Genomic DNA, 9,153 nt, shown 5'->3' with positions numbered 1-9,153 from the left:
AGCCCCCAAGCAACTCTGAGGTTTTCTCAAAATGGGTGACACAAAACGAGATTCTGAAGTAGTTCGGATGAGAAAAGAAGGAATATCCTATAAGCAGATCTGTGAACGTTTTAGGATATCACGTAGCAGGGTCGGGCAGATCATTTCTGCATTTGAACTGGAAGAGCAACAGCGGGAACGATTCCAGCAAGTACTGCAAACACTGAAATCTACAAACAATATAGACAAGAAGTGGCCAAAAGAAACCATAATGGAGTGTTTACTTTTACCAAAAGTTTTTGCTTGGCGACTGGGGAGGTACTTTCAAAGGGAAAACATCGTTGAACTCAGTTTGCGGGATCTCATGGACTTTTTGATCTCGGCCGACATCGAACCTGGGCAGGGGTTGTTTCAGGTAATGCCGGCCCTCATGCAGTTCAATGTTGGGCGAAAGACATATGCCGTTCTTGTACGTTGTGTTTCCCAGCAGGATTTTGGAGAAGCCTTCGAGACCGAATGGGCTATGCGTATCGGCAACGTTGTTCGATACCTGCAAAGAACCCACGCGTACGTTCCCTCAGTTCTACAGGATATTGGAGTCTCGCCTTGGCTAACGAGAGCATGAAGGCGGACCAGCACCACGCGTGCGAGTCTTTCCTGTTTTCCCCTGCAGTTCATCGGCGCGTGATGCTGGCCGCTTAGCGCCATGTTGGGCGTGCCTAGCTCATGTGCTCCATGCATGCTATAATTTAAATATGGATTCCTATTGAGCGGAGGAAACAATGTCATTCCCAGCCCAATCACGATACACCGCTGAGCAGTACCTTGAACTGGAACGGCGGGCAGACTACAAGAGCGAATTCATCAATGGGCAGATCTATGCCATGTCTGGTGCCAATCGCATACACAACCAGATCACATTCAACCTTGCCGGTCTTCTGCATTCGCAGCTTCGAGGCAGACCCTGCGAAGCCTATGTCGCTGACATGCGGGTCAAAATCAGCTCAACCGGAATGTATGCATACCCCGATGTCGCCGCTCTCTGTGGAGACGCTCTTTTTGAAGATACGCACCTGGACACCCTGATTAACCCCACCTTGATCATAGAGGTGCTTTCACCTTCAACAGAAGCTTATGACCGTGGAGGTAAGTTCGCTCACTACCGCAAGATCCAGTCTCTCATCGAGTATGTGCTCATTGCACAGGACCGGTACAGTGTGGAGCGTTTTCTTCGACAGGAAGACCAATGGCTGTTTTCTGAATCGACGGATCTCAGCGGTGTAGTTCACTTGCAGTCGATTGAATGTGATCTCTCGCTGCGCGACATATACGATAAGGTCGCTATTCCAGACGATGCCGAGTAGACAAGCTCCCATGAGACATGGATCAGAGGTTGCTCAGTTTATTCTCGCTTAAGTTGTCTCGCAGAGGCAGTCGCGGGGCTAACCCAGGCCCTGGCGCCGACGCTGAACCATGCTTGATGTGTCTTTATCAAGCCCTCGGCCGCGGGGCTCAGGGCCATCGTTAGGCGTGCGGCAAGTCCATCCACTCTTCTGAGGAGAGATCGTCGGAAGTAGCGAAAGACCCTATTTCTCTTCAACCCAGGAGGGAACCCATGACATTCGTGCCATCGAAGTATCGTGGTACCAAAACCTATGACCTTGTTTATGCCAAGGTGACTTCCGCAGCCAATAGTAGAGGCCCGCTCATCTTCTACGGAGAGCTGTATGAGCTGATGGGCCTCAAGCCTGGTAATAATGCAGCGAAACAGGCTGGCCATATACTGGGAGAAATAAGCGAAGACACTCATCAAGCTGGCAAACCTATGCTCAGTGCAATTGTAGTCAACAAAGCCAAGGGCTATCCCGGACCAGGGTTCTTTGTTCTGGCAAAGGCGTTGGGCAAGCTTCACCGCAATGCGTCAGGTGAGGAAGAGATAGAATTCTGGAAGCAAGAGAGAGATAACAACGTCTTGTCAATAAGCTGGTAAGCCATTCTGGGCCCAGGACAGGCGAACATTGGCCCACCTTGTTTGCGTAATATATCGCCTAACATTCTCATCCAGCAGACGGGCGACCACGTGTACTTCCACTCTCAGTGCTGCAGAATGTGAGTCCGTGACAGTTCGCGCCCGCCGCTGATGATCGTGTGTGTGCCGGGTATGGCACAGAGCTTGTGAGGTGGAAGTCCTCACACCAGGTTTTCGCGGAGTCACGCCGAGGCGTGATAAGGGAAAGGGCAAGGGCGTCATCGTGAGGTGGGGTCTGGAGGAAGCCCAATCCGAAAGCGCGGGACGACGAACAGGAATCCCGCCAAAGGCGGGATGTGGTACACTCGGGAGGAGTGGGCACGTGACCATGAAGTCCTCCATCCGCAATTGGGGTGTGCTTTATAAATCCGGCGTTTACGCGTGGAAGGTTCTGTGTCTTACCCCGGGAGGCCTGTACGGTGTCGTCGGGAAGGATACGGCATGCGGCTATTGAGTCCACGTTTGGGTAAACCCTTGAAACAGGTATGCCGATGACTGTAACATCTATGTGCGCAGCCTTCGGGCGGGACTGAGGGTATTGGCAAGTATATCGCGCTACCTTTCCCGCAAGCTGAAGCTCAAGGTCAATGAAGCCAAGAGCGCGGTCGGAAGGCCATGGGAGCGAAAGTTTCTCGGTTTTAGCTTCACTCGTCGGGGGTTCAAGCTGTGCGTTAGTGAGGCGGCCGAAAAGCGTTTCAAGGCAAAGATCCGGGAGATCACGGGACGTACCCGTGGACGGAGCATCTGGCAGGTCGCGCGGGAACTCCGCGAGTACTTGCTGGGTTGGAAGGGCTATTTTGGCCTAAGCGAGGTTAGCTCCAGATTCAAGGAACTGGACTCCTGGATTCGGCGTCGTCTCCGCTGCTACCATTGGAAACAATGGGGTCGCTGGGGATATAAGGAGCTTCGCAAGCGTGGGGTCAGCCGACAACTGGCCTGGAATACAGCCAAATCGGCTCACGGGCCGTGGCGCCTGAGCCGTAGTCCCGCACTCGCCTTTGCCCTGACTGGACAGTACTTTGACCGCCTCGACGTACCTCGGCTGTACATCAAACGATCACCTCGACCGAATCGCCTTGGTACGTGATCCGTATGCCAGGTGGTGTGGGAGGAGAGGGGTCGCGAGGCCTCTCCCTATCCCGATTGGGGTGCTCGATCAGCAGACCAAAGAGATAGGAAAAGAACCATGATCAAAACGAAGCAGGACATCCTGAATGTGCTCGATCAGCACCAATCCCACTTGAGAGCACTTGGAGTAAGAAGCATCGGGCTATTCGGTTCTTTTGTACGAGGAGAGCAACGTCCAGACAGCGACATAGATCTACTGGTCGAATTCCAGCCAGGACGGAAGACATTCGATGTCTTTATAGAACTCTGCTTCTTTCTTGAGGGGGTTCTAGAGCATGAGATAGAACTTGTCACTGTGGAATCTCTCAGTCCCTACCTTGGTCCTCACATCCTCAGGGAGGTGGAGTATGCCGCTCTCGCCGCTTGAGTATCTTCGTCACATACTCGATGAGACCGAGTACCTGATGGATGAAAGTCACGATTTAGGAAAAGAGCAGTTCCTCCAGGATGCTACTCTCAAGCGTGCCTTCGTGAGAAGCATTGAAATCATCGGAGAAGCATCCAAGAAAGTACCCTCTGAACTGAAGAATCGGTATCCAAGAGTCAACTGGAGAGCCATAGCAGGCATGAGAGACCGACTCATCCACGACTACTTCGGCGTAGATTATGAGATTGTCTGGGACGTGGTGGAAAACAAAATACCCACACTTCGTGAAGATGTTCTTGAGATTTTGGAACGTGAGGGTGCAGTCTGATGGAGAAAGATATTGTCCGAAGGCGCTAACAGTGCATCGACCGGACCCCAACCACGCTGGGCGAATTCGCAGGTGTTCGATCGACGAAAGACACAATAGGTCATGAACCGGACCAGTGGAATAGGGGACGTCCTTTAGATTTTTAGTTTCTAATAAAACAAGCTTGAAGGGTGACTTCGTGCGAAAGGCTAGAATCTCTCCTGTGGCTGTGATTTTTTCCGTGAAACGGGGAGAAGAAATGGTCTCAGAGCAGAATTACTCCCTTATTTCAATCGGCGGATCTTGAGCCCGGAGAGTAAAATTAAAAAACTAAAGGGCGTCCCCTATCTATGACGTTCAATGCGACAATCTTGTGTGCAAGTTTTGGCTCGAACGAGTAGCGTTGAGCAAGAACCATGGTTTTTCTCCGAGGGAGCTGAATACAATTCGACAGATCATCAGCTCCAATCGGGACATTTTCTTGGAGGCATGGAATGAGCATTGCGATTAATGTAACTGAGCCCAGGGCATTGGGCATCGAAATCACGGAAAATGAGATCATTGCGCACCTCGTGGATGGTTGAACCATCAGTGTCCCTCTTGCCTGGTCCTGGCGACTGTCGGAAGCAACCGCAGAGCAGCGGCAGAATTTCGAGATCATCGGTGACGGACAAGGCATTCACTGGCCGGACATTGATGAAGACATCAGTGTTGAGGGTATGCTTTGGGGTTCTCCGGCACGTCGTCCAAAGGGTTCTTCCAAGCCCCGAGGTGCAGTGGGAGTATAGACGCAGCAGCTCGCCATAAAGATTTTTATGTGCCTGGAATAGGGGACGCCCTTTAGATTTTTACACGTGACTTCAAACCCTACTCAGACAGTTACCACGCGGCTTCCTCCTGACTGGATGGAATCAACAACGAATTGGTGCAAGCAGTTCGGAGGTGCTGACTCCATCCTTTCGCTGTGTACTGCTACGGCAATTAGAGATATAGAGAGATTATCCATATATGAGAGCATGCGGTTCTGCAATATGCTTAAGCCAAATTTGCCAGACGGAGCGGTTTTGGAGTTCAAACGAGGGTCAGGAGAGAATGTCAATATTCAATTGTATCCAGCTTGGGCGTCTAAACAGCTTTCCAATATGAAGGGAGCCTTCATTTTTCGGCTGACACCGAATGGTAAAACATTGGGTGTAGTATGGCTGAATGCTTCTGAAGACAAGAGAGATCAGTACGAATCGGGCAGTCCATTATGGAAATTCTACGACATAAAGTTGTCTATGAAGAGTAAGCTGCCCAAAAATCCAAAAATATATGAAAAGGGGATGCCTGAATTGGTTCTATCGGTTGTCAAGCAAGGGATAAGCATGTACCGTGAGGTATCTTTGATATAGCTTGTAATATGAGCAGACGCTAACTTTCGCTCAAGCGGACCCGCGACCACGTGGTGCAATCAAATCCGTACTGTTGGCTAGCAGTCCCTGCCTCTTCGCACGGGCCGCTTAGCTGGTAGTTCGGTCCTCAATGCGGAACGGAAGGTTCGACAATTTGTCCATAATAAGGAACCTGATAAGATGGCAAAAAGCGTTTATATCGAGACTTCGATTGTGAGTTATCTAACAGCAAGGCCTAGCCGCGATGTTCGGGCTGCAGCCTGGCAGCAGATCACCAGTCAGTGGTGGGAGGATGTACGACCCGAGTATGATCTTTACATTTCTGAGTTGGTCATTGTGGAGGCATCAGCAGGAAATCCCGAAGCAGCTGATCGAAGACTTGAAGCCTTAGAGGGGATCGCGGAGCTGTCCATTGACGAAGAAGTAAAGGAGCTTGCAGACGAGTTAATATTGAAAGGTGGATTTCCACCTGGTGCTGAAGCCGATGCATTACATGTTGCGGTCGCCGCCGTGCACCGAATTGACTATCTCCTTACCTGGAATTTCCGACATATCGACAATGCGGCGAAGAAGCCAATCATTCGTTCCATATGCATTGCAGCCGGATATCCCTATCCGGAAATCTGCACGCCCATGGAACTTCTTCAGGAGGATAAAGACAATGCACAAAGATGAGATCATAGCCGAAGTCTGGCGAAACCGAGACGCATATGCTGAAAAGCACCACCACAACCTTGCTGAAATTGTGGCTGACCTCCAGATGCGGCAGAAAAGGAAGGAATACAAATTGGTGGACAGAAGAGACCGAACAAAGGCTTCCAGCCGACCTCGTTCCTCGGCGGCTGAAGCCTAGCGTTCTGCCGCTTCGCTTAAGGATCGGTGTGAAGTGCCGACTGATACACCGTACTGAGAAACATGCCACAGTTCGTTGTCATCGATGCCCCTTCCGTCCTTGGGCTGAGGCCGACCGGGGTCGAGCACCTCCCCAAGGCGCTCAAGGCTGCCGGCCTGTTGGACGGGTTGAATGCCGAGTACGCCGGACGAGTCGAACCCCTGCTTTACAAACCACAGCGAGACCCCAAGACGCTTATACTTAATCCTGATGCTCTGAGAGCTTTCTCCTTGCAGCTTGCCGAAGCGGTCGACGGCGTGTTGCGGCAGGAAAAATTCCCGCTCGTGCTCGGCGGCGATTGCAGCAATATCATTGGCATCATGCTCGCGCTCAGACGTGCCGGGAGATACGGGCTGTTTTTCATCGACGAGGTTGCAAGCTCACATCACCTATGGGTATACACTGAAAGAGATTGCCTACTTTTTCGATATCCACTATACGACGGTCAGGAAGATAGTGACCGGTAGCAGAAAAGTGATATTTCAAGCCCAAAAGCAAAAGACCGTACTCGCTAACGTCACCCGCGCAAAGGCCGTGCCCATAGGAGCCCCGCAGTGAGAGCACAAAACGGATTAAAAACATTGCATTTTGCTATTCCATGTCTGTATGTTGCATACAAACACAAAAACATGCTTTGGAGGTAGCAAGATGCCGACTGCAGTAAGAATCTCTGATGAATTGCTTAAAGAAGCCAAGAAGTTCAGCAAGATCGAGCACAGATCGCTAACCGGTCAGATAGAACACTGGGCAAGAGTTGGTAAGTGCGCTGAGGAAAATCCTGATCTCACCTACGATTTGATAAAAGAGATTTTGTTAGGAATTGAAGAGCTTGATCAGGGAGAGAAATCACAATACAACTTTGATTGAGGGAAGCATGAGAGTCTTTCAATCAAGTTCCTTCGCCAAGACAGTTAAGAAGCTCGAAAAGAAACAAAAGTTAGAATTGGATAACGAAATCAGGAAGATTATGCAAGATCCATCGATCGGTTCAGAGAAGAAAGGAGATCTGCGAGGAGTCTTTGTGCATAAATTCAAGATCCAAACAACTCTGTATTTGTTGTCCTATCGCATCATTGGAGAAGACATAGAGCTAATAATGATTGGTCCCCATGAGAATTACTATCGCGATTTGAAATCTTATTTGAAGGGCAGATAAAAACGGCCAGGTGGCTTACCGCGCTTCAGGCAGCACCGTGGGGCACCTCCCCCGCGATTATTTTGAAAGGCATCACGGGTCGTTGGTGAACTATGACGTTGAGGTAACCACTCTGCGCAGACCTTTTCCGGTTAGCGAGTGGGTAGTGGAGTCGATCGGTATTCCAGTCGGTCTGATTTTGCTTGTTTCCTTCCTGATAAAAGTCTACCTGTCCGTTCGAACTGGGTCGGGCCACGCTAAGGTGTCAATTTGCTTATAATAGGGCTTCAAAATCAGGCCCCATTTTGACCTTAAGTATCCATTTTCGGGTCAAAATTCACCCTTTAACGGAAAGAGCGGCAATCACCAAGCCAGCGGCTAACGTGGCCATCCACGCGGCCCTGAACCACGCCGGGCGAATTTGGCCGGTGCTATATGCGAGTTCACTGGCGGCCTGGTCCGGTCCGGTGATGGCTGTTGTTCGGCACAAAGAAAGCATAATCAAGGATCACAAAATGACCCCAAAGCAGTTTTTTGACTGGCAGACGGCAGGCGGCACAGACGATGTCATGCGCTTGGTCGATTGTCTGGAGCGAGCAGATCTTGCATGGTGCGCAATCGGAGGTGTGGCTGTTAACCACTGGGCGGCGGAAGCCATGGTCACTCAAGACGTTGATTTTGTTGTTGCGGCAGAATCAGTGGATCTTGCAACAAAGCTTCTCGAGGAAGCTGGATTCAGATCCGAACGGTTCCCATGGTCCATCAATTTTCGAGGCCGCTCCAAAGTCAGTATTCAATTGAGCACGGAAGACTTCTATAAAGACTTCCCGAGACGGTCCGTCCCAGCAGACATACACGGAATTCTCATGCGGGTTGCGTCACTGGAAGACACATTGCGCGGAAAGATCAAAGCGTGGCGTGATACGGAAAGAAGACAAAGCAAGAAACTCAAAGACCTTGGCGACATTGCCCGCTTGGTAGAAAGCCATCCGCACCTATGGGATCTGCTTGATAAGGATCTAAAAGAGATCATACAGAAGCCATGATTTTAGCTGAAAAGCCGAACTTTCGCTGGAGCCGACGCCCAGAAAGCCGGGTGCGGCTCAGCTGACAGTTAGAGCTCAGGATGTTCTGGCCTCTCAGCCGATTGACAGAAGAGATAAAGATGCTATGAAACTTCCAAGGAATCTGGAAGCTATCGTTCCAGAGGAGAAGATTGCTGGCTATCTTCTTTCTGAGAGCCATCCGGTTGGAAAAGCGAAGGCCAGGTACTTCAGGAAGATCGGGTACAATGAGAACAACGTTGCCCAACTGAGGGATGATCTGTTCAAGATTGCTGTCACGAATGCAGTGAGTGAAGAAGTCAGTACCCTTTTCGGCATAAAATACGTCGTTAATGGGGCCGTGGTTGCACCAAACGGCACGAGAGCACGACTCCGTACCGTGTGGATAATTGAGATCGAAGAAGATCTTCCACGTTTTGTCACTGCATATCCTACAGCGGAAACGATAGAGGAGTAGAAAGTGATCCGAGAGCTGGAAACAATTGTACTCACCCGAGATATTCCCGAGCACAGCCTGCGTCGCGGGGACATCGGAGCGGTGGTGCACTGCTACAAAGATGGAGTCGCCTTTGAGGTTGAGTTTGTCAGAGGGAAAGGCGAGACGGTGGCCGTCATTACACTGGAGTCGAAGGACGTACGCCCCATGCACCCCAATGAGATACTCCATGCGCGTGAGATCAAAGCTGCATAGATCCCGGCTTGGCGTGGCAGAGTCTGGGTTTCACACGTCATACGAAGGATCATTGATGTGGTCTGCCCCAACGAATGCTTCAACCGGACCCGGAACCACGCGGGAGATGTTTGTTGGCATTCTCTTGAGGCTCATCGGCAGCGTGGTTCCGGCTCGGTTAAGCTGTT

At 50.7% G+C, this 9,153-nt stretch carries 17 protein-coding genes; all 17 read left to right on the top strand.

The genetic code is table 11. From position 1 onward, the window contains the following. Window positions 1–31 precede the first annotated feature (31 nt). The 17 genes from K1V27_RS22335 (at window position 32) to K1V27_RS22270 (ending at window position 8,986) form a co-directional block, all read left to right on the top strand. The gene (locus K1V27_RS22335; protein ID WP_337833356.1) at window positions 32–604 is read left to right on the top strand and encodes a helix-turn-helix domain-containing protein; all 573 of its coding nucleotides are present in this window, start codon (window positions 32–34) and stop codon (window positions 602–604) included. Between the two features lie 157 nt (window positions 605–761). Beyond that, a complete protein-coding gene (locus K1V27_RS22330) occupies window positions 762–1,343 on the top strand; it encodes a Uma2 family endonuclease (RefSeq protein ID WP_258932504.1) in 582 nt (193 codons plus the stop codon). A 251-nt stretch (window positions 1,344–1,594) separates the two neighbouring features. Next, on the top strand, window positions 1,595–1,969 hold the full coding sequence (locus K1V27_RS22325; protein WP_258932503.1) for a hypothetical protein: 375 nt from the start codon (window positions 1,595–1,597) through the stop codon (window positions 1,967–1,969). A gap of 577 nt (window positions 1,970–2,546) precedes the next feature. After that, window positions 2,547–3,095, top strand: coding sequence for a group II intron maturase-specific domain-containing protein (locus tag K1V27_RS22320; RefSeq protein WP_258932501.1), 549 nt, complete (start codon window positions 2,547–2,549; stop codon window positions 3,093–3,095). A gap of 99 nt (window positions 3,096–3,194) precedes the next feature. Then, a complete protein-coding gene (locus K1V27_RS22315) occupies window positions 3,195–3,503 on the top strand; it encodes a nucleotidyltransferase family protein (RefSeq protein ID WP_258932499.1) in 309 nt (102 codons plus the stop codon). Further along, a complete protein-coding gene (locus tag K1V27_RS22310; RefSeq protein ID WP_258932498.1) occupies window positions 3,484–3,831 on the top strand; it encodes a HepT-like ribonuclease domain-containing protein in 348 nt (115 codons plus the stop codon). The genes K1V27_RS22315 and K1V27_RS22310 overlap by 20 nt, the downstream gene beginning before the upstream one ends. Window positions 3,832–4,183: 352 nt before the next feature. Then, complete coding sequence (locus tag K1V27_RS23130) at window positions 4,184–4,321, top strand: DUF4160 domain-containing protein (RefSeq protein WP_353740650.1); 138 nt, start codon at window positions 4,184–4,186, stop codon at window positions 4,319–4,321. A 76-nt stretch (window positions 4,322–4,397) separates the two neighbouring features. Continuing rightward, window positions 4,398–4,598 (top strand): DUF2442 domain-containing protein, encoded by a 201-nt coding sequence (locus K1V27_RS23125; protein WP_353740651.1) that lies wholly within the window; start codon window positions 4,398–4,400, stop codon window positions 4,596–4,598. Between the two features lie 243 nt (window positions 4,599–4,841). Further along, entirely contained in the window at window positions 4,842–5,204 is a 363-nt protein-coding gene (locus tag K1V27_RS22305) for a hypothetical protein (RefSeq protein WP_258932497.1), read from the top strand. A 180-nt stretch (window positions 5,205–5,384) separates the two neighbouring features. Further along, on the top strand, window positions 5,385–5,879 hold the full coding sequence (locus tag K1V27_RS22300) for a type II toxin-antitoxin system VapC family toxin (RefSeq protein WP_258932496.1): 495 nt from the start codon (window positions 5,385–5,387) through the stop codon (window positions 5,877–5,879). Next, window positions 5,866–6,057 (top strand): hypothetical protein, encoded by a 192-nt coding sequence (locus tag K1V27_RS22295; RefSeq protein ID WP_258932494.1) that lies wholly within the window; start codon window positions 5,866–5,868, stop codon window positions 6,055–6,057. Before K1V27_RS22300 ends, K1V27_RS22295 begins: the two co-directional genes overlap by 14 nt. A gap of 62 nt (window positions 6,058–6,119) precedes the next feature. Then, window positions 6,120–6,563 (top strand): arginase family protein, encoded by a 444-nt coding sequence (locus K1V27_RS22290; protein WP_258932493.1) that lies wholly within the window; start codon window positions 6,120–6,122, stop codon window positions 6,561–6,563. A 181-nt stretch (window positions 6,564–6,744) separates the two neighbouring features. After that, window positions 6,745–6,963, top strand: coding sequence for a ParD-like family protein (locus K1V27_RS22285; RefSeq protein ID WP_258932491.1), 219 nt, complete (start codon window positions 6,745–6,747; stop codon window positions 6,961–6,963). A gap of 7 nt (window positions 6,964–6,970) precedes the next feature. Further along, window positions 6,971–7,252: a type II toxin-antitoxin system RelE/ParE family toxin gene (locus tag K1V27_RS23120; protein WP_353740649.1), complete on the top strand. Its 282-nt coding sequence runs from the start codon at window positions 6,971–6,973 to the stop codon at window positions 7,250–7,252. A 494-nt stretch (window positions 7,253–7,746) separates the two neighbouring features. Further along, a complete protein-coding gene (locus K1V27_RS22280) occupies window positions 7,747–8,277 on the top strand; it encodes a nucleotidyl transferase AbiEii/AbiGii toxin family protein (RefSeq protein WP_258932489.1) in 531 nt (176 codons plus the stop codon). A 124-nt stretch (window positions 8,278–8,401) separates the two neighbouring features. Continuing rightward, on the top strand, window positions 8,402–8,752 hold the full coding sequence (locus tag K1V27_RS22275; protein WP_258932488.1) for a DUF6883 domain-containing protein: 351 nt from the start codon (window positions 8,402–8,404) through the stop codon (window positions 8,750–8,752). A gap of 3 nt (window positions 8,753–8,755) precedes the next feature. After that, a complete protein-coding gene (locus tag K1V27_RS22270) occupies window positions 8,756–8,986 on the top strand; it encodes a DUF4926 domain-containing protein (RefSeq protein WP_258932486.1) in 231 nt (76 codons plus the stop codon). Window positions 8,987–9,153 lie beyond the last annotated feature (167 nt).

Origin of the sequence: Desulfoferrobacter suflitae (assembly GCF_022603395.1) — a bacterium.
In the GTDB taxonomy this organism is placed as follows: Bacteria; Desulfobacterota; Syntrophobacteria; order Syntrophobacterales; family Syntrophobacteraceae; genus Desulfoferrobacter; species Desulfoferrobacter suflitae.
Note: the sequence above shows the minus strand (reverse complement) of the source record. Positions and strands in the feature narration are given on the sequence as shown.

What these genes read in the sequence shown, in the direction of transcription:
- K1V27_RS22335 (WP_337833356.1), top strand. Translation starts at nt 32, where the DNA reads ATGGGTGACACAAAACGAGATTCTGAAGTAGTTCGGATGAGAAAAGAA.
- K1V27_RS22330 (WP_258932504.1), top strand. Translation starts at nt 762, where the DNA reads ATGTCATTCCCAGCCCAATCACGATACACCGCTGAGCAGTACCTTGAA.
- K1V27_RS22325 (WP_258932503.1), top strand. Translation starts at nt 1,595, where the DNA reads ATGACATTCGTGCCATCGAAGTATCGTGGTACCAAAACCTATGACCTT.
- K1V27_RS22315 (WP_258932499.1), top strand. Translation starts at nt 3,195, where the DNA reads ATGATCAAAACGAAGCAGGACATCCTGAATGTGCTCGATCAGCACCAA.
- K1V27_RS22310 (WP_258932498.1), top strand. Translation starts at nt 3,484, where the DNA reads ATGCCGCTCTCGCCGCTTGAGTATCTTCGTCACATACTCGATGAGACC.
- K1V27_RS22305 (WP_258932497.1), top strand. Translation starts at nt 4,842, where the DNA reads ATGCTTAAGCCAAATTTGCCAGACGGAGCGGTTTTGGAGTTCAAACGA.
- K1V27_RS22300 (WP_258932496.1), top strand. Translation starts at nt 5,385, where the DNA reads ATGGCAAAAAGCGTTTATATCGAGACTTCGATTGTGAGTTATCTAACA.
- K1V27_RS22295 (WP_258932494.1), top strand. Translation starts at nt 5,866, where the DNA reads ATGCACAAAGATGAGATCATAGCCGAAGTCTGGCGAAACCGAGACGCA.
- K1V27_RS22290 (WP_258932493.1), top strand. Translation starts at nt 6,120, where the DNA reads ATGCCACAGTTCGTTGTCATCGATGCCCCTTCCGTCCTTGGGCTGAGG.
- K1V27_RS22285 (WP_258932491.1), top strand. Translation starts at nt 6,745, where the DNA reads ATGCCGACTGCAGTAAGAATCTCTGATGAATTGCTTAAAGAAGCCAAG.
- K1V27_RS23120 (WP_353740649.1), top strand. Translation starts at nt 6,971, where the DNA reads ATGAGAGTCTTTCAATCAAGTTCCTTCGCCAAGACAGTTAAGAAGCTC.
- K1V27_RS22280 (WP_258932489.1), top strand. Translation starts at nt 7,747, where the DNA reads ATGACCCCAAAGCAGTTTTTTGACTGGCAGACGGCAGGCGGCACAGAC.
- K1V27_RS22275 (WP_258932488.1), top strand. Translation starts at nt 8,402, where the DNA reads ATGAAACTTCCAAGGAATCTGGAAGCTATCGTTCCAGAGGAGAAGATT.